The organism is Komagataeibacter sp. FNDCR2 (genome assembly GCF_021295395.1).
Classification (GTDB): domain Bacteria; phylum Pseudomonadota; class Alphaproteobacteria; order Acetobacterales; family Acetobacteraceae; genus Komagataeibacter.
The window spans coordinates 2,447,091-2,464,628 of sequence record NZ_JAIWOU010000001.1; the positions used below are offsets into that span (position 1 = coordinate 2,447,091).

A 17,538-nucleotide genomic window follows, 5' to 3' on the forward strand; every position below is an offset into this window, starting at 1 on the left:
GTTAGCGCCCGTGCGCGGGCAGGTCTGTCCAGGCTTCATGCATGAACACGTCCCGGAAGCGCTGGCTGTCAACGGAGCGGACGATATGGACCCGGCGCATCGGGCTGTCGTGCGGCGCGAGCGCGTCGGGCACCACGAAGGCATGGCCATAATGCGGGCCACGGCTGGTATCTATATCCATCCGTGCATCCACCGCCGCCGTGACCAGCGTGGGATCGACCGCGACGGCGCTGGTCAGTTCATCCCACAGGGGCAGGGGGTCGTAATATTTTTCCATATAGGCGGTCAGCGGTGTCTTCCTGCTGGTGATCTGGTCCAGATACGGGCGCGACAGCATGAGGTCGTTCGACACGCTGCCCACCACCGTAATGGCTTTCCATGGGGCGGTCAGGGTGATGTGCGCGGCTTCGGGGTCGAATATCATGTTGAAATCGGACGCGAAATCCGCGTTGCCGGTAATGGAGGCCATGCTCGTGTCCAGCATGCCGCCCATGAAGACAAGCTGCTTCGCCGTTTCGGCAAAAGTCGGATCCTGCCGGATGGCCAGCGCGATATTGGTCAGCGGCCCGGCCGCGACGATGGTGACCGCGTGGGGGTGGGCGTGGACCTGCTCGATCAGGAACTGCGCCGCACTCTGCGCCACGGGGGCAAGATGGGGCGCTCCTTCCTTCAGGGCCGGAACGGGGGGCTGGAGATCCGGGGCCTTGTCGATGGAGCCAAGGCCACCCCATGCGCCTTTCCACGGGATGGTGCCGAACTGCTGTTCATGCACCTTCATGTCCGCCTTCGTGTTGACCAGCGGATAGACCGCGCCATCGGCCACGGGCACATCCGTCCGGCCCACGATTTCCAGCAGGCGGCGCAGATGCGCGGATTCGGCGTTTTCCCATCCGTCGCCGCTCACCACCGTCAGGCCCAGCACGCGCACATGCGGGTTGAACAGGAGCGGAATGGTGGAAAGCTGGTCCGATCCGCCGGGGCCAAGGTAATCGTTATCCGCAATCACCAGTTCCGGGGCGTCGTCCGTCGCGGGGGCGGGCGCGGCATGGGTGGTCGTGGCCATGAGCATGAAGGCGGCGGCGCAGGTGGCAAGCCGGGCGGAACGGGACTGGAGGAAGGAAAACACGCGGCGAACTCCTTGCCGTGGATGCATGGACGCCATCGTATGGCCAAATTTCTTAAAGCACCAGCGCGGCAAGCAGGCTTTCCAGCCGCAGCCGCCCCGCTGGCGTGGCGGCCAGGGTGTGGCGGAGCGGATCATGGGTTAGGTAGCCTTCCGCCACGGCGGCGCGCATGATGTCGGGATCGGTCGCATCCGGCACGGTCATGCCGGTGCGGTGGGTAAAGCGGGTGGTCGATATCCCTTCCGCCAGGCGCAGGCCCATCAGCAGCATCTCACGCGCGCGGTCGCGGTTATCCAGCATTTCCTCGGGGTGGCCGCCGGTGCCAGTGCGCTCCACGCGTTCGGCCCAGGGTTCGGGTGCGCGGTGGCGGCGGGTCGCGGCGGTCACGCCATTGCGGGTCAGCCGCCCATGCGCGCCGGGGCCAATGCCCAGATAGTCGCCATAGCGCCAGTAAGTCAGGTTATGGCGGCTTTCAGCGCCGGGGCGGGCATAGTTCGAGATTTCGTAGCCGTACAGCCCATGCCGGGCGGCGACCTCGGCGGTCAGGTCATACAGTCTGGCGGCGTCATCGCCCTCGGGCAGGCGGAAGCGGCCCTGACGGTACAGGCTTTCAAAACGGGTGCCCGGCTCGATGGTCAACTGGTAGAGCGAGAGATGGTCGGACACCAGCGCCAGCGCCGCCTCCAGCTCCGCCCGCCACGCCTGCGCATCCTGTCCCGGCCGCGCGTAGATCAGATCGAACGAGACACGCCCGAACAGCGCGCGCGCCAGTTCCAGCGCAGCCACCGCCTGCCGCGCGTCATGCTCGCGGCCCAGAAAGCGCAGGGCCTCGGGCTCAAGGCTCTGGATACCGATGGAGATGCGGTTCACCCCGGCATCGCGAAAGGCGCGCAGCAGCCCGGTCTCCACGCTGGTGGGGTTGGCTTCCAGCGTGATTTCCACATCCGCCGTGGTGCCGAACAGGGTCCGGGTATCCGCGATCAGGCCCGCCACCGTTTCCGGCGCCATGAGGGAAGGCGTGCCGCCGCCAAAGAAAATCGAACTCACCACGGGGCGTTCCGCCCGCGTGGCCCCCATGCGCGCGGCTTCATGCGCCAGTTCGCGGCGCAGGGCCGCGCCAAAGCGGGCGCGCGGGATTTCATCGCGCACATGGCTGTTGAAATCACAGTACGGGCATTTGGACAGGCAGAACGGCCAGTGCACATACAGCGCCAGCGGTTCTTCCGTGTCCATGAGCGTACGCACGCGGGTCAGATCGCCAGCCGCACGCCCAGTTCCACCACGCGGTCGGGTGGAATGCGGAAGAATTCCGTGGCGGGCGTGGCGTTGCGCGCCATGAGCAGGAACAGGGACATGCGCCAGCGCGACATCTTGGGCACGGAGGAACGGACCAGCAGCTCACGGCTGGTGAAGTAGGAGGCCTGCAGCGCGTCGAAATCGAGGCCGTTGGCCTTGAGGTCCTCCAGCGCGCGGGGCAGGTTGGGCATTTCCATGAAGCCGTAGCGCAGGATGATGCGGTAGATGTCCGGCGCCACTTCCTGCAACGCCACGCGGTGCCCGTGGTCGGCTTCGGGCTGGTCCAGCGTCTGCACGGTCACGAACAGCACATGGTCATGCAGGACCTTGTTGTGCTTGAGGTTATGCAGCAGGCAGGCCGGCACGAAATCCGGGTTGCCGGTCATGTAAACGGCGGTTCCCGGCACGCGGATGATGCGTGACTGCGGCAGGCGGGCCAGGAACGAATTCATCGGCATGCTGTCCTGCTTCTGCCGGTTCATGAGAAGCTGGCGGCCCTTCTTCCACGTCGTCATCATGAGTGTCAGCACGATGCCCAGCAGCACCGGCACCCACCCGCCCTGCGGGATCTTGAGCGCGTTGGAGGCGAAGAACGTGCTGTCGAGCACGAAAAAGCCCCCGAACGTCGCGATCGCGGCCGGGCGTGACCAGTGGTACAGCCTGCGGAACACCACCATCGCCAGTACGCACGTGCACATGAAGGTGCCGGTCACCGCGATACCGTAGGCCGAGGCCAGCGCATCCGAACTGCGGAAGCTCAGCACCAGCAGCAGCGCGCCGATCATGAGGAAACGGTTGAACTCGGGCAGGTAGATCTGGCCCTCCTCCTCCGCGTTCGTGTGGGTCACGCGCATGCGCGGCAGGTAGCCAAGCTGGATGATCTGGCGGCATAGCGAGAACCCGCCCGAAATGCCCGCCTGGCTGGCGATGACCGTGGCCATGGTGGACAGGATGATCATCGGCACCTGCAGCCAGTGCGGGCCAAGCAGGAAGAAGGGATTTTCCAGCGCCGCGGGGTCATGGATGATCAGCGCGCCCTGGCCCAGATAGTTCAGCGCAAGGCAGGGCAGCACGCAGAACAGCCATGCATAGCGGATCGGCTGGCGGCCGAAATGCCCCATATCGGCATAAAGCGCCTCCGCCCCCGTGACCGACAGCACGACCGAGCCAAGCGCGATGAACGACAGCCAGCCGTGATAGACGATGAACTGCACCGCATAGGTGGGCGATATGGCCAGCAGCACGGTGGGGTGGTGCAGGATCTGCAACCCGCCCAGTATGCCCAGCAGGCTGAACCATACCAGCATGATCGGCCCGAATATGGCCCCCACCTTGCCCGTGCCGTAGCTCTGCACCGAAAACAGCCCGACCAGCACCATGAGCGCGATGGGAATGACAAGGTCATGCGCGGCGGGGAAGCTGACCTCCAGCCCTTCCACCGCGGACAGGACGGAAATCGCGGGCGTGATCATGCCATCACCGAAGAACAGGCACGCCCCGCCGATTCCCACCATGCCCAGCGCGATGCGCAGCCGGGTGCTGGGCGCCACGCGCTGGGCGAGGGACATGAGCGAAATGATCCCGCCTTCGCCATTATGGTCGGCGCGCATGATCAGGATGACGTATTTCACCGTAACGATCAGGAACAGCGACCAGATGATCAGGCTGAGAACGCCCAGCACTTCCCACGGTTCGATCCTGTGGTGCTGCGAGACGACCATGATGGTCGAACGCAGGGCGTAGATCGGGCTTGTGCCGATATCACCGAACACCACGCCCAGAACGCCCAGCAGGGCGGCGAAACCGACCGGATTGGCGGCGTGTTCGTGCTGGTCGGCGCCATATTCGGTAATCTGGGACGGCGCCGGAGTGTTGGCGGCGCTGGCGGCATGATCACCGCCAGCGGGCGTCGTCTGGGGTCCGGGGGCAGCAGGCCCCGTGGGTTGCGTCATGTCGTGACGGCTCCGCGGCAATAAAGACAGAAAACCGGCATGGGATCGCGACCGGATAGTTTCGCATTACCGTCTCGCCCCATGCGCAGCAAGGCCCCTGTCCGCTCAGGTGCCATTCCCCCGGATTCAGGGGTGCGCGGGCCGCGCCCCGAAAATCGCGCTGCCCACCCGCACCAGCGTGGCGCCACAGGCGATGGCGCGCTCGAAATCGGCCGACATGCCCATGGACACCACCGGCAGCCCGTGCCGCGCTGCCATGTCGGCCAGCAGGCGAAAATGCGGCGCCGGATCCTGGTCATGCGGCGGGATGCACATCAGCCCCTTCACGGCCGCGCCAAAGCGGGCGCGGCTGTGGTCGATGAACTCATCGGCGTCTTCCAGCCTCACGCCGGATTTCTGGGTTTCATCGCCGGTGTTGACCTGCACCAGCAGGTCCGGGAGCCTGCCCGCCCGCTCCGCCGCGCGCGCGAGCGCGTCCGACAGGGCGGGCCGGTCGAGGCTTTCGATCATGTCCGCTATCCTGACCGCCTCTGCTGCCTTGTTGGTCTGCAACCCGCCGATGATGTGCAGCCGCAGATCCGGCCAGCGCGCGCGCAGGGCGGGGAATTTGGCCGCCGCTTCCTGCACCCGGTTTTCCCCGAATACGCGCTGCCCCGCCTCCAGCTCCGCCCGCCACGCCTGCGCATCCTGTCCCGGCCGCGCGTAGATCAGATCGAACGAGACACGCCCGAACAGCGCGCGCGCCAGTTCCAGCGCAGCCACCGCCTGCCGCGCGTCATGCTCGCGGCCCAGAAAGCGCAGGGCCTCGGGCTCAAGGCTCTGGATACCGATGGAGATGCGGTTCACCCCGGCATCGCGAAAGGCGCGCAGCAGCCCGGTCTCCACGCTGGTGGGGTTGGCTTCCAGCGTGATTTCCACATCCGCCGTGGTGCCGAACAGGGTCCGGGTATCCGCGATCAGGCCCGCCACCGTTTCCGGCGCCATGAGGGAAGGCGTGCCGCCGCCAAAGAAAATCGAACTCACCACGGGGCGTTCCGCCCGCGTGGCCCCCATGCGCGCGGCTTCATGCGCCAGTTCGCGGCGCAGGGCCGCGCCAAAGCGGGCGCGCGGGATTTCATCGCGCACATGGCTGTTGAAATCACAGTACGGGCATTTGGACAGGCAGAACGGCCAGTGCACATACAGCGCCAGCGGTTCTTCCGTGTCCATGAGCGTACGCACGCGGGTCAGATCGCCAGCCGCACGCCCAGTTCCACCACGCGGTCGGGTGGAATGCGGAAGAATTCCGTGGCGGGCGTGGCGTTGCGCGCCATGAGCAGGAACAGGGACATGCGCCAGCGCGACATCTTGGGCACGGAGGAACGGACCAGCAGCTCACGGCTGGTGAAGTAGGAGGCCTGCAGCGCGTCGAAATCGAGGCCGTTGGCCTTGAGGTCCTCCAGCGCGCGGGGCAGGTTGGGCATTTCCATGAAGCCGTAGCGCAGGATGATGCGGTAGATGTCCGGCGCCACTTCCTGCAACGCCACGCGGTGCCCGTGGTCGGCTTCGGGCTGGTCCAGCGTCTGCACGGTCACGAACAGCACATGGTCATGCAGGACCTTGTTGTGCTTGAGGTTATGCAGCAGGCAGGCCGGCACGAAATCCGGGTTGCCGGTCATGTAAACGGCGGTTCCCGGCACGCGGATGATGCGTGACTGCGGCAGGCGGGCCAGGAACGAATTCATCGGCATGCTGTCCTGCTTCTGCCGGTTCATGAGAAGCTGGCGGCCCTTCTTCCACGTCGTCATCATGAGTGTCAGCACGATGCCCAGCAGCACCGGCACCCACCCGCCCTGCGGGATCTTGAGCGCGTTGGAGGCGAAGAACGTGCTGTCGAGCACGAAAAAGCCCCCGAACGTCGCGATCGCGGCCGGGCGTGACCAGTGGTACAGCCTGCGGAACACCACCATCGCCAGTACGCACGTGCACATGAAGGTGCCGGTCACCGCGATACCGTAGGCCGAGGCCAGCGCATCCGAACTGCGGAAGCTCAGCACCAGCAGCAGCGCGCCGATCATGAGGAAACGGTTGAACTCGGGCAGGTAGATCTGGCCCTCCTCCTCCGCGTTCGTGTGGGTCACGCGCATGCGCGGCAGGTAGCCAAGCTGGATGATCTGGCGGCATAGCGAGAACCCGCCCGAAATGCCCGCCTGGCTGGCGATGACCGTGGCCATGGTGGACAGGATGATCATCGGCACCTGCAGCCAGTGCGGGCCAAGCAGGAAGAAGGGATTTTCCAGCGCCGCGGGGTCATGGATGATCAGCGCGCCCTGGCCCAGATAGTTCAGCGCAAGGCAGGGCAGCACGCAGAACAGCCATGCATAGCGGATCGGCTGGCGGCCGAAATGCCCCATATCGGCATAAAGCGCCTCCGCCCCCGTGACCGACAGCACGACCGAGCCAAGCGCGATGAACGACAGCCAGCCGTGATAGACGATGAACTGCACCGCATAGGTGGGCGATATGGCCAGCAGCACGGTGGGGTGGTGCAGGATCTGCAACCCGCCCAGTATGCCCAGCAGGCTGAACCATACCAGCATGATCGGCCCGAATATGGCCCCCACCTTGCCCGTGCCGTAGCTCTGCACCGAAAACAGCCCGACCAGCACCATGAGCGCGATGGGAATGACAAGGTCATGCGCGGCGGGGAAGCTGACCTCCAGCCCTTCCACCGCGGACAGGACGGAAATCGCGGGCGTGATCATGCCATCACCGAAGAACAGGCACGCCCCGCCGATTCCCACCATGCCCAGCGCGATGCGCAGCCGGGTGCTGGGCGCCACGCGCTGGGCGAGGGACATGAGCGAAATGATCCCGCCTTCGCCATTATGGTCGGCGCGCATGATCAGGATGACGTATTTCACCGTAACGATCAGGAACAGCGACCAGATGATCAGGCTGAGAACGCCCAGCACTTCCCACGGTTCGATCCTGTGGTGCTGCGAGACGACCATGATGGTCGAACGCAGGGCGTAGATCGGGCTTGTGCCGATATCACCGAACACCACGCCCAGAACGCCCAGCAGGGCGGCGAAACCGACCGGATTGGCGGCGTGTTCGTGCTGGTCGGCGCCATATTCGGTAATCTGGGACGGCGCCGGAGTGTTGGCGGCGCTGGCGGCATGATCACCGCCAGCGGGCGTCGTCTGGGGTCCGGGGGCAGCAGGCCCCGTGGGTTGCGTCATGTCGTGACGGCTCCGCGGCAATAAAGACAGAAAACCGGCATGGGATCGCGACCGGATAGTTTCGCATTACCGTCTCGCCCCATGCGCAGCAAGGCCCCTGTCCGCTCAGGTGCCATTCCCCCGGATTCAGGGGTGCGCGGGCCGCGCCCCGAAAATCGCGCTGCCCACCCGCACCAGCGTGGCGCCACAGGCGATGGCGCGCTCGAAATCGGCCGACATGCCCATGGACACCACCGGCAGCCCGTGCCGCGCTGCCATGTCGGCCAGCAGGCGAAAATGCGGCGCCGGATCCTGGTCATGCGGCGGGATGCACATCAGCCCCTTCACGGCCGCGCCAAAGCGGGCGCGGCTGTGGTCGATGAACTCATCGGCGTCTTCCAGCCTCACGCCGGATTTCTGGGTTTCATCGCCGGTGTTGACCTGCACCAGCAGGTCCGGGAGCCTGCCCGCCCGCTCCGCCGCGCGCGCGAGCGCGTCCGACAGGGCGGGCCGGTCGAGGCTTTCGATCATGTCCGCTATCCTGACCGCCTCTGCTGCCTTGTTGGTCTGCAACCCGCCGATGATGTGCAGCCGCAGATCCGGCCAGCGCGCGCGCAGGGCGGGGAATTTGGCCGCCGCTTCCTGCACCCGGTTTTCCCCGAATACGCGCTGCCCCGCCTCCAGCGCCGCGATGACGCTGCCCTGGGGATGGAACTTGGAAACGGCGACCAGCTCCACGCCGGAAGGGTCGCGGCCCGCCGCCCGCGCGGCGGTCGCGATACGGGCGCGGATGCCGCCCAGCGCCTGTGCTATGGATGTGGATGTTGACATGGCTCTAGGCTTGGCCTGAATACCTCCCCGGTCAAGCCCCCGCGTGTCGCAGCTTTCAGGTCAGGATTACATGAAGCCTCCCTCGTCCTCCCCGTCCCGTCCCCCCGGTCGCCGCCCTGGCCGCAGCCCCGGCGCAGGCCGTCCCGACCGGCGTGGGGGCAGGGTCGCACCCGACCCCACGCGCGACATCGCCTTTGATATCGTCGAGGGCGTGATCGTCCATCGCCGCATGCTCGACACCTCGCTCGAACACTCTGCCGCCGCCCGCACCGCCGAACCGCGCGATCGCGCCGCCGCCCACAGGCTGGCCGCCACCGTGCTGCGCCATATGGGCACGGCCAATGAAATCCTCGCCCCGTTCCTCAAGCGCGAACCGCCCGAGCCGGTGCGCGTGGTGCTGCTGATCGGGGTGATACAGCTTTTGTTCCTTGACACGCCGCCCCATGCCGCGGTGGCCACCTCCGTCGCGCTGGCGCGCAGGCGCGGGCTGGTGCCGTTCGCGGGGCTGGTCAACGCGGTGCTGCGCCGTGTCGCGGCGGAGGGCGCGCAGGCGCTGGAGGGGCTGGACCAGCCCCGGCTCGATGTGCCGCCGTGGCTGTGGCAGTCATGGGGCCGGCTGGCGCGTCCCATCGCCAGCACACTGGGCCATGAACCGCCGCTTGACCTGACCATCCGCCCAGGTGACACGGCCCCGCCGGGTGGCGAAGTCATGCCCAATGGCAGCGTGCGCTTCGCCCCGGGCACGGTCAAGGTGACCGAACTACCCGGTTTCGGCGGTGGCGCGTTCTGGGTGCAGGACATGGCGGCCACCCTGCCCGCGCGGCTGCTGAACGTGCGGCAGGGCGAGCGCGTGGCGGATCTGTGCGCCGCCCCGGGCGGCAAGACCGCCCAGCTCGCCTGCGCGGGGGCGGAGGTCTTCGCCATTGAGCGCGAGGGCCGGCGCATCGAGCGCCTGCGCGCGAATCTGGCGCGGCTGGGGCTGGATGGCGTACATGTGATCCAGGCGGACGCGGCGCAGTGGCGGCCCGATGCGCCGCTGGACGCCATCCTGCTCGACGCGCCCTGCTCGGCCACGGGCACCATCCGCCGCCATCCCGATGCCATGTGGATCAAGCGCCCGCGCGACATCGCCACCATGACGGAGGGGCAGGACCGCCTGCTTGCCGCGGCCCGCGACATGCTGCGCCCCGGCGGCAGGCTGGTCTATGCCGTGTGTTCCCTCCAGCCCGAGGAAGGCGAGCAGCGCGCCCTTGCCGCCGCGGCCATGGGCCTTGTGCCCGATCCCTTCACGCCCGGGGAACTGGCCTTCCTGCCGCAGGCCCGCACGGAGGAAGGCTGGCTGCGCACCCATCCGGGCATGCTGGGCGCGCGCGGGGGAATGGACGGCTTCTTCGCCGCGCGTTTCCGCCGGGCGTGACGCGCCGGGGCGTGATGTTACGAAAGGTTGGCGTCAGCCGTGGATTGCTGTTAAAAAACAGGCATGGCTGCTCTCAAGACCCCCCTCATCGCGCCCAGCGTCCTGTCCGCTGATTTCTCCCGCATGGCGGAGGAAGTCGCCGCCGTGGAACACGCGGGCGCGGACTGGCTGCATCTGGATGTCATGGACGGGCATTTCGTGCCCAACCTGTCCATGGGGACGCAACTCATCAAGGCGCTGCGCCCGAAGTCGAACCTGCCCTTTGACGTGCACCTGATGATCGCGCCGGTCGATCCGTATATCGAAGCCTTCGCCCAGGCCGGGGCGGACCATATCCACCTGCATGTGGAGGCGGGGCCTCACACCCACCGCTCGCTCCAGCATGTGCGCAACAGCGGGGTGAAGCCCGGTGTGGCGATCTGCCCCGCCACCCCGCCCGAAGCCGTGGGCGAGGTGCTGGATCTGGTGGACATGATCCTTGTGATGACGGTCAACCCCGGCTTCGGCGGCCAGAAATTCCTGACCAGCCAGTTGCGCAAGATCGAGACCCTGCGCCGCATGGCGGATGCGACGGGGCGCGATATCCGCATCGGCGTCGATGGCGGGATCACGACGCATACCGCGCCGCTGGCGGTTGCCGCGGGGGCCGATGTGCTGATCGCGGGCACGTCGGTGTACGGGCAGGATGATTACGCCGCCGCGATCGCGGGCCTGCGCAGTGGAGCGCACGGCCCGGCGTGAGGGAACGCCGCCCGCTACTCCACGGGGGTAAGAGTTCATGACGTTGAAGCGTATGACGCGTGGCGCGCGTCTGTCGTTTGCACGCCTGTCCCTGTTCGGTGGCGGCAAGCGCCTGCCCGCCGCGCCCGTTCATACCATGCGCGACCTGTGGCCGGGCGATCCGGTCGCGGGGGCGCAGCTTACGCGCGGCAGCCTGACATGGGCGGGCTACACCCATCCCGTGGGGCCGGGGCGGTGGGACGCGCCGGAATTCGAGCCCGCCTTCCGCGAGGGACTGCTGGGGTTTCGCTGGCTGCGCGATCTGCGCGCGGTGGGCACCGATGCCGCGCGGCTGAAGGCGCGCGCGCTGGTGGATGACTGGCTGCACCATCCCGCCCAGCATCCCGCAGCCTTCGAATGCGGGGTGATCGGCGCGCGGGTTTCGGCGTGGCTGGGGCATTATGATTTCTTCGCCGCCTCCGCCAGTGATTCCTTTCGCCAGCGTCTCATGGCCCGCCTGCTGGTGGAGGGGCGCACCATCGCCGCCATCATGCCGCCCGAACGGCACGGGTGGCAGTCTCTCGCCGCCCTGAAGGGCCTGCTGGCCGTGGCGGTCGCCATGCCGGAATATACCGGGCTGCTGGCCCGCTACCGCCGCTATATCGACGCGGAGGTGGAAAGCCAGATCCTGCCCGATGGCTGGCATGTCGAGCGCAGCCCCGAAGTGCAGTTGCGCGCCCTGCGCGAACTGGCGGAGATGCGGGCCATGATGCAGGCGGTGCAGCATGCCCTGCCGCATTCGGTCGCCCTCGCGCTGGACAAGATGAGCCCGGTGCTGCGCGCCATGCGCCATGGCGACGGCGGGCTTGCCCTGTTCAATGGCAGCCATGAACGCAACGCCGCGCTGATCGAGATGGTGCTGTCACAGGCCACGCGCACGCGGGTCGTGGCGCACAGCATGCCCGATGGCGGTTTCGTGCGCATGCAGGCGGCCCGGTCGCTGCTTTTGGTCGATGCGGGTATTCCGGCCCCCGCGGGCTTTGACCGCAATGCCCATGCGGGCACCCTGTCGTTCGAGTTTTCGTGCGCCCGCCAGCGCCTGATCGTCAATTGCGGCGGCGGCGTGCTGCCCGCGTGGAAAGACGCCCTGCGGCAGACGGCGGCGCACTCCGTCGTGGTGGTGGAGGAGATGTCCTCCTCCGAATTCGCGGATGACGGCACGGTGGCGCGCCGCCCCACGCATGTGGGCGTGGACCATGCGGTGGCGGAAGGCGCGCACTGGGTCACCCTGTCGCATGATGGCTATCATGCTTCCGCCGGGGCGACCTGCTACCGCAGGCTTTATCTGGGCGCGGATGGCGAGGTGCTGCGCGGCGAGGAAACGGTGGAGGGTGAGCGCGCGCTTGCCTTCGTGCTGCGCCTGCACCTGCACCCGTCGGTCACGGCGGTGGATGCGCGCGATGGCTCGGTCCTGCTGGGCGCGGGGGAGCAGCACTGGCGCTTTCGTGCGGCGGGTGGCGTTGTCGCGATCGAGGAGAGCGTCTATTGCGGCGGCCAGAGCCCGCGCGCCAGCCTGCAACTGGTCGTGCGGGTGGACCCGGCCACGCGGCTGGCGGGGGAAGCCGGGACGGTGGAGCATGAAGCCGCCCGGCGGGACGCCGCCCGGGTCGGCGGGGGCGCATCCGGCGGCGCGGGCCTGCCCGAAGCGGGGCCGGGCATGGTGCGGCAGGTGGTGCGCTGGGCGCTCCAGCGCGAAAAAATCCTGCTGCTGACATGAAGATCCTCGAAGTCACGAATGTTGACTTCTCGCTGCGGCAGTTTCTCTTTCCCCTGATGGTGGCGCTGCGGGCGCAGGGTCATGATGTGGTGGGCGCCTGTGCCGAAGGCCCGCTGCTGGATCCGGTGCGCACGCAGGGCCTGCGTGTCGTGGCCGTGCCCATGTCGCGCACGCTGTCGCCGGTGGCGCAATGGCGGGCATGGCGGGCGCTGGTGCGGCTGATCCGGGCGGAAAGGCCCGATATGGTTCATGCGCATATGCCCATAAGCGGGCTGCTGGCGCGGTTCGCCGCCTGGTGGTGCGGTGTGCCCTGCATTGCCTATACCGGCCATGGCTTCCTGTTCAACCAGCCGGGATCATGGCTGCGGCGGGGCATCGCCCTCATGCTGGAATGGCTGGCGGGGCGCGTGACCGATATCTACATGACCGTATCGGAAGCCGAGGCCCGCGATGCCCGGCGGCTGGGCATCCACCGGGGGGCCACTGCCATCGGCAACGGGCGCGACCCGGATGTTTTCCACCCCATGCCGGCGCGGCGCGCTGGCCTGCGCCGGGAACTGGGTGTGGGGGAAGGGCAGGTTGTCGTCCTTGCCGTATCCCGTCTGGTGCGCGCCAAGGGGTATCCCGAACTGCTGGCGGCCATGCGGCAACTGCCCCCGAACGCGGTTCTGTGGGTGGTGGGCGAACGCCTGCCCAGCGACCGGGGGGCGGATCTTGGCGCCTGTTTCCGCCAGGCCGCGCGTGATCTGGGATCGCGCCTTGTTTTCCTGGGCTATCGGGAAGATGTGGCGGAGCTTATGGCGGCGGCGGATATTTTCGTGCTGCCCAGTTCTTTCGAGGGCCTGCCGATGAGCGTGGTCGAGGCCATGCTGTGCGGCCTGCCTGTCGTGGCCAGCGATATTTCCGGCCCGCGTGAGCAGGTGGTGGCGGGCCGGACGGGGCTGCTGGTCCCGCCGGGCGATGTCCGCGCCCTTGCCCGCGCGCTTGGGGCGCTGGCGCGCGATGCGGCGCTACGCCAGCGGATGGGGCAGGCGGGGCGGAGACGTGCCTGCGCATGTTACACGCAGGCCATGGTGCTGGCGCGCACGCTCGGCCTGCTTACACCGGCCCGGGCCGCTACCTGACGCTTCCCGGAAAAAGCTTCACCAGACATTTTCCCATGATTTGCGGGGGGCAGACGCCCCTAACGCTGCTGGCCCTGCTGTTCATTGCCGCCCATGGCCTGGATCAGGGCCTGGACCTCGGCGGGGTGGGCCTTGAGCAGGGCGACGTTATCGGGGTTGAGCGGCGGCATGTCATTGCCGTCCTGCGGCGGATGCATGATGACGGCCTGCGTCATGCCAAAGGTGGTGATGTTCATGACGAACTCACGCGGGGACATGCGGTTGCGCTGGAGGATCGGCTGGAGCTGGGGCATCGCCTGCGTGCGGCTGATGGTTTCTTCCAGCGTCATGCTCGGCGTATCCGGGGGCGAGATATGCGCGAGCTTGATCTGCTGGATGACGGGCAGCATGCGTGCGAAAAAATTGTTCGGCAGTTTGTAGCGCGCCACGGTCTCCACATCGCGGTTGAGTGCGGCTTCCTGCTCCGGGGTAAGCTGCTGCACGTTGTTGGCCTGCCCGGGTCCGGCCTGTTGCTGGGGGCCGATCTGCCCGGGACCGGCCTGCTGGGCCGCGGCGTGGCGCATGCCGGCGGGCAGGTGGGTCACGGCCAGGGCGCAGGCGGTGGCCAGCAGCGTTTTACGGATGGAAGGATAGGTCATGGCTGGTTGCTCCATTCGCCCTGTCTCATCAGGGGTTCGCGGCTGCCATCGTGGTTGATGGCGTCAACGTCGATTTTGCTGGACCCGATCATCCAGTCAATATGGATGAAACTGGTATTCGCGCCCTGGCGGGTCAGTTGGGCTTCGGTCAGGTTTTCGGTATCGCACATGCATTTGGCGTAGGACTGGCCCAGTGCGATATGGCTGGATGCGTTCTCGTCGAACAGGGTGTTGCGGAACAGGATGCCACTTTGTGAAATGGGGGAGGACGCGGGCACCAGCGCCACCTCACCCAGCCTGCGCGCGCCGTCATCGGTATCGAGAATGCGCTCCAGCACTGCCTGCCCGGTGCTGGCGTGGGCCTCGACAATGCGGCCTTCCTCGAAACGTACGCGGATATCGTCAATCAGCGTGCCCTGGTGGAACAGCGGCTTGGTCGCGCGGACATGCCCGCTCACCTTGCGCGCATGGGGGGTGGTGAACACTTCCTCGGTCGGGATGTTGGGGTTGCAGACAATGCCGTTGCCCGCCGGTTCCGCCCCCCCGGCCCAGGAATGGCCATCGGCCAGCCCCACGGTCAGGTCCGTATCCGGCCCGCTGAAATGCAGCGCCGCGAAGCGCCGCGCGTTGAGCCATGCCGTGCGGCGGCCGAGATAGGCGTTATGGGCCTTCCATTCCGCCACCGGGTCATCCACCGTCACGCGCGAGGCCTGGAAGATCGCATCCCACAGGCGGCTGACCGCCTCTTCTTCCGACAGGTCGGGAAAGACCTGCATCGCCCATGCGGGGGTGGCGAAGGCCACGATGTTCCAGTTGACGGCAAAGCGCGTGATCAGTTCCATGGCGGGCCGCCCCGCGCGGGAGGCGGCGCGGGACACGCGGGACACGCGCTCGGGGTTCTCCTTGGCCAGCAGCACGGGGTTGCCGCCGGTAATCGCCATGCGCGCGGCCCCCTTGCGGTAGGCATTGGCCATGCCTTCGTGCAGCCAGTCGGCGGCGGCGTCCAGCGTGTCATCGGCGGCGTAATGGAAGCGGGCGAGCGTGGCCACGTCATCGGAATAGAACGGCGTGACCAGCGCGGCTCCGGCCCTGTAGGCATGTTCGGTAATCCGGCGCACCAGCGGCACGGCCTCCAGCGGCGCGGTGACAAGAAGCTGTTGCCCGTGCGCGATGTTCAGGCCGATACGGACCGCGACCTCAGCCAGGCGGTCCAGAAGCTGTTCATGCCGGGGGGAGAGAACCATGCGTCATCAAATCCTGTTATTGGCGGGCGACGTGCCGCGTGCCTGTAGCGTGGCAACACGATAGACGACACGCCCATCGCGCGTAAGATGCTATCGGAAAACCAGCGGAGGCATGCACTTAATGAAGCAGACGGTGCCGGGTTCCCATGCCCTGTGCGCGCTGTCCGCCGCCCGCGCGGCGCCGCTGCGCGTGATGTGCGCCGGGCGCGCGCTGGTGGTGTGGGTGGGGGCTGATGACCGGCCCGCCGTGCTGGATGACCGCTGTCCGCATGGGAATGCCCGCCTTTCGGCCGGGTACGTGGTGAAGGGCCGGATTGTCTGCCCCCAGCATATGTGGAGCTTCGGCCCCGACGGGCAGGCCGATGCGCCCGGTGGCGGACAGGGTGGCGGGGCGTGCATGCCCCGGTCCTACCCGTGCTGGGTCAGCGACGGGCAGGTCCGGGCGATTCTGGGGCCGTCCGCGCCTGATCGCGGCGCAGCCACTCCCGTATGACCGCGAGGAGATAGGCCTGCTGCCCGGCATCGAGCGGCTGGCCCGCCGGTATGGCGTGCCATTTGGCCACGCAGCCCCGGCAGCAGGTGCCGGTTGCGTGCTGGGCTATGAAAACCGGGTGCCCGCGCCACGGCGTCTGCCTGCCATCGCGGGCGGGGTGGGCGGGGGCCAGGCGGGTCGTGATGAAGGTGGCCGCATGGGCCATGACTTCGGCCATGCCGCGACTGGCCAGATAGGCGTGCTCCGCCTTGCCCAGATGGAAGCGCGCGCGAAACCGCGACCCCGCCAGCCGGGTCCACAGCTCGGGCGCGACCGGGGGCGGTTCGGGTGGCGTTACAGGCTGTCGGGGAGGTGGTGCGAACAGGTCCCCCTGCCGTGCCGGTGCCTGCCCCGCGCGCCGGTCCGGCATGGGATCAGACCGGACGGACCAGGATGTGCCGCTTGCGCCCGGCGGAGAGCTTGACCGCGCCATCCAGCAGGTCCGTATCGGATATGGATTGCGCCTCATCGGTTATGACCACGTCATTCACCCGCGCGCCGCCGCCACGGATCAGGCGGCGGGCCTCGCCGTTACTGGCGGCGAAACCGGCCTCCACGAACAGGCGGAAGGCGGGCAGCCCCTCGGTCAGCAGCGCGGCGGGCAGGGTGACGGCGGGCAGGGCGGCGGCGGTCACGGCCCCTTCCTCGAATGTGCGGCGCGCGGCTTCGGCGGCGGCCTCGGCGGCGGCGCGGCCATGGCACAGGGCCGTGGCCTCGGTGGCGAGGACTTTCTTCGCCTCGTTGATTTCAGCACCACCCAGGGCGGCAAGGCGGTCGCATTCCGCAACCGGCAGGTCGGTGAACAGCTTGAGGAAGCGGCCCACATCCGCATCCTCCACATTGCGCCAGAACTGCCAGTAATCGAACACCGGCAGGCGCAGCGGCGAAAGCCAGACCGCGCCCTGCGCCGTCTTGCCCATCTTGGCCCCGGAACTTGTGGTCAGCAGGGGCGTTGTCAGCCCGAAAACCTGTGCGCCATTCATTCTGCGGACAAGATCGATGCCCGAGACGATATTGCCCCACTGGTCCGACCCGCCCATCTGCAGCGTCACGCCATGACGGCTGTTCAGTTCCCGGAAATCATAGGACTGGAGGATGGAGTAATTGAATTCCAGAAACGTCAGCCCCTGCTCACGTTCAAGGCGCGAGCGCACCGAGTCGAACGACAGCATGCGGTTGACGGAAAAATGGATGCCTACATCGCGCAGCAGCTCGATGTAGGAAAGCCTGTCCAGCCAGTCGGCGTTGTTGGTCAGCAGCGCGTCCTTCTCTCCCGCGCCAAGCGGCAGGAACTGGCGCAGGCAGGCTTCAACCCCGCGCAGGTTGGTGGCGATGGTTTCTTCCGTCATGAGCTTGCGCGCTTCCTCCCGAAAGGAAGGATCGCCGATTTTCGCCGTGCCGCCGCCCACCAGCGCCACCGCGCGGTGGCCATGGCGGTGCAGCAGGCGCAGCATCATGATCTGGATCAGGCTGCCCACATGCAGGCTGTCCGCCGTGGGGTCGAAACCGATATACCCCCCCACCGGCCCGGACAGCATGGCCGCGTCCAGCGCCTCCATGTCCGTGCACTGGAATATGAAGCCGCGTGCTTCGGCTTCCCGGAGGAATTCACTCTTGGGCATGATCTGTTCCGCGCTGTAAGATGCATCGCTGGCCGGGCCGCCCCGGTGCGGACCAGCC

15 protein-coding genes are annotated in these 17,538 nt (G+C 67.4%); 5 read left to right on the forward strand and 10 right to left on the reverse strand.

Features of this window, described 5'->3' with window-relative positions; all coding sequences use genetic code 11:
- Position 1 precedes the first annotated feature (1 nt).
- From LDL28_RS11715 to LDL28_RS11740, 6 genes are all read right to left on the reverse strand, one after another.
- Positions 2-1,153: a nucleoside hydrolase gene (locus tag LDL28_RS11715; RefSeq protein WP_370636389.1), complete on the reverse strand. Its 1,152-nt coding sequence runs from the start codon at positions 1,151-1,153 to the stop codon at positions 2-4.
- A gap of 25 nt (positions 1,154-1,178) precedes the next feature.
- On the reverse strand, positions 1,179-2,357 hold the full coding sequence (gene hemW, locus LDL28_RS11720; protein ID WP_233059284.1) for a radical SAM family heme chaperone HemW: 1,179 nt from the start codon (positions 2,355-2,357) through the stop codon (positions 1,179-1,181).
- Between the two features lie 17 nt (positions 2,358-2,374).
- Positions 2,375-4,372 (reverse strand): potassium transporter Kup, encoded by a 1,998-nt coding sequence (locus LDL28_RS11725; RefSeq protein WP_233058709.1) that lies wholly within the window; start codon positions 4,370-4,372, stop codon positions 2,375-2,377.
- A 126-nt stretch (positions 4,373-4,498) separates the two neighbouring features.
- On the reverse strand, positions 4,499-5,581 hold the full coding sequence (locus tag LDL28_RS11730) for a YggS family pyridoxal phosphate-dependent enzyme (protein WP_233059285.1): 1,083 nt from the start codon (positions 5,579-5,581) through the stop codon (positions 4,499-4,501).
- Between the two features lie 17 nt (positions 5,582-5,598).
- Positions 5,599-7,596 (reverse strand): potassium transporter Kup, encoded by a 1,998-nt coding sequence (locus LDL28_RS11735; protein WP_233058709.1) that lies wholly within the window; start codon positions 7,594-7,596, stop codon positions 5,599-5,601.
- Positions 7,597-7,722: 126 nt separating this feature from the next.
- Positions 7,723-8,406, reverse strand: coding sequence for a YggS family pyridoxal phosphate-dependent enzyme (locus LDL28_RS11740; RefSeq protein WP_233058710.1), 684 nt, complete (start codon positions 8,404-8,406; stop codon positions 7,723-7,725).
- A 70-nt stretch (positions 8,407-8,476) separates the two neighbouring features.
- Here LDL28_RS11740 and LDL28_RS11745 point away from each other — a divergent pair, with 70 nt between their 5' ends.
- From LDL28_RS11745 to LDL28_RS11760, 4 genes are all read left to right on the forward strand, one after another.
- Positions 8,477-9,823 carry an RsmB/NOP family class I SAM-dependent RNA methyltransferase gene (locus LDL28_RS11745; protein WP_233058711.1) on the forward strand — a complete coding sequence of 449 codons (1,347 nt, stop codon included), beginning with the start codon at positions 8,477-8,479 and terminating at the stop codon, positions 9,821-9,823.
- Positions 9,824-9,886: 63 nt separating this feature from the next.
- Entirely contained in the window at positions 9,887-10,564 is a 678-nt protein-coding gene (gene rpe / locus LDL28_RS11750; protein ID WP_233058712.1) for a ribulose-phosphate 3-epimerase, read from the forward strand.
- 37 nt (positions 10,565-10,601) lie between these two features.
- On the forward strand, positions 10,602-12,320 hold the full coding sequence (locus LDL28_RS11755) for a heparinase II/III family protein (RefSeq protein WP_233058713.1): 1,719 nt from the start codon (positions 10,602-10,604) through the stop codon (positions 12,318-12,320).
- Positions 12,317-13,444, forward strand: a complete 1,128-nt coding sequence (locus LDL28_RS11760) for a glycosyltransferase family 4 protein (protein ID WP_233058714.1) — start codon at positions 12,317-12,319, stop codon at positions 13,442-13,444. The genes LDL28_RS11755 and LDL28_RS11760 overlap by 4 nt, the downstream gene beginning before the upstream one ends.
- Positions 13,445-13,503: 59 nt before the next feature.
- Here LDL28_RS11760 and LDL28_RS11765 read toward each other — a convergent pair whose 3' ends face one another.
- Together LDL28_RS11765 and LDL28_RS11770 are read right to left on the reverse strand one after the other, a co-directional pair.
- A complete protein-coding gene (locus LDL28_RS11765; RefSeq protein ID WP_233058715.1) occupies positions 13,504-14,082 on the reverse strand; it encodes a hypothetical protein in 579 nt (192 codons plus the stop codon).
- On the reverse strand, positions 14,079-15,326 hold the full coding sequence (locus tag LDL28_RS11770; protein ID WP_233058716.1) for an aminopeptidase: 1,248 nt from the start codon (positions 15,324-15,326) through the stop codon (positions 14,079-14,081). Before LDL28_RS11770 ends, LDL28_RS11765 begins: the two co-directional genes overlap by 4 nt.
- 121 nt (positions 15,327-15,447) lie before the next feature.
- Between LDL28_RS11770 and LDL28_RS11775 the strand changes: the two genes are divergently transcribed.
- The gene (locus LDL28_RS11775; RefSeq protein ID WP_233058717.1) at positions 15,448-15,819 is read left to right on the forward strand and encodes a Rieske (2Fe-2S) protein; all 372 of its coding nucleotides are present in this window, start codon (positions 15,448-15,450) and stop codon (positions 15,817-15,819) included.
- Here the strand turns inward: LDL28_RS11775 and LDL28_RS11780 are convergent.
- Together LDL28_RS11780 and tyrS are read right to left on the reverse strand one after the other, a co-directional pair.
- Complete coding sequence (locus LDL28_RS11780) at positions 15,749-16,228, reverse strand: DUF4186 domain-containing protein (RefSeq protein WP_233058718.1); 480 nt, start codon at positions 16,226-16,228, stop codon at positions 15,749-15,751. The genes LDL28_RS11775 and LDL28_RS11780 overlap by 71 nt on opposite strands.
- 4 nt (positions 16,229-16,232) lie before the next feature.
- Positions 16,233-17,480, reverse strand: coding sequence for a tyrosine--tRNA ligase (gene tyrS / locus LDL28_RS11785; RefSeq protein WP_233059286.1), 1,248 nt, complete (start codon positions 17,478-17,480; stop codon positions 16,233-16,235).
- Positions 17,481-17,538 lie beyond the last annotated feature (58 nt).

Coding starts and splice junctions, on each gene's coding strand:
- LDL28_RS11715 (WP_370636389.1), bottom strand. CDS start 1,153: ATGCATCCACGGCAAGGAGTTCGCCGCGTGTTTTCCTTCCTCCAGTCC.
- hemW (WP_233059284.1), bottom strand. CDS start 2,357: ATGGACACGGAAGAACCGCTGGCGCTGTATGTGCACTGGCCGTTCTGC.
- LDL28_RS11725 (WP_233058709.1), bottom strand. CDS start 4,372: ATGACGCAACCCACGGGGCCTGCTGCCCCCGGACCCCAGACGACGCCC.
- LDL28_RS11730 (WP_233059285.1), bottom strand. CDS start 5,581: ATGGACACGGAAGAACCGCTGGCGCTGTATGTGCACTGGCCGTTCTGC.
- LDL28_RS11735 (WP_233058709.1), bottom strand. CDS start 7,596: ATGACGCAACCCACGGGGCCTGCTGCCCCCGGACCCCAGACGACGCCC.
- LDL28_RS11740 (WP_233058710.1), bottom strand. CDS start 8,406: ATGTCAACATCCACATCCATAGCACAGGCGCTGGGCGGCATCCGCGCC.
- LDL28_RS11745 (WP_233058711.1), top strand. CDS start 8,477: ATGAAGCCTCCCTCGTCCTCCCCGTCCCGTCCCCCCGGTCGCCGCCCT.
- rpe (WP_233058712.1), top strand. CDS start 9,887: ATGGCTGCTCTCAAGACCCCCCTCATCGCGCCCAGCGTCCTGTCCGCT.
- LDL28_RS11755 (WP_233058713.1), top strand. CDS start 10,602: ATGACGTTGAAGCGTATGACGCGTGGCGCGCGTCTGTCGTTTGCACGC.
- LDL28_RS11760 (WP_233058714.1), top strand. CDS start 12,317: ATGAAGATCCTCGAAGTCACGAATGTTGACTTCTCGCTGCGGCAGTTT.
- LDL28_RS11765 (WP_233058715.1), bottom strand. CDS start 14,082: ATGACCTATCCTTCCATCCGTAAAACGCTGCTGGCCACCGCCTGCGCC.
- LDL28_RS11770 (WP_233058716.1), bottom strand. CDS start 15,326: ATGGTTCTCTCCCCCCGGCATGAACAGCTTCTGGACCGCCTGGCTGAG.
- LDL28_RS11775 (WP_233058717.1), top strand. CDS start 15,448: ATGAAGCAGACGGTGCCGGGTTCCCATGCCCTGTGCGCGCTGTCCGCC.
- LDL28_RS11780 (WP_233058718.1), bottom strand. CDS start 16,228: ATGCCGGACCGGCGCGCGGGGCAGGCACCGGCACGGCAGGGGGACCTG.
- tyrS (WP_233059286.1), bottom strand. CDS start 17,480: ATGCCCAAGAGTGAATTCCTCCGGGAAGCCGAAGCACGCGGCTTCATA.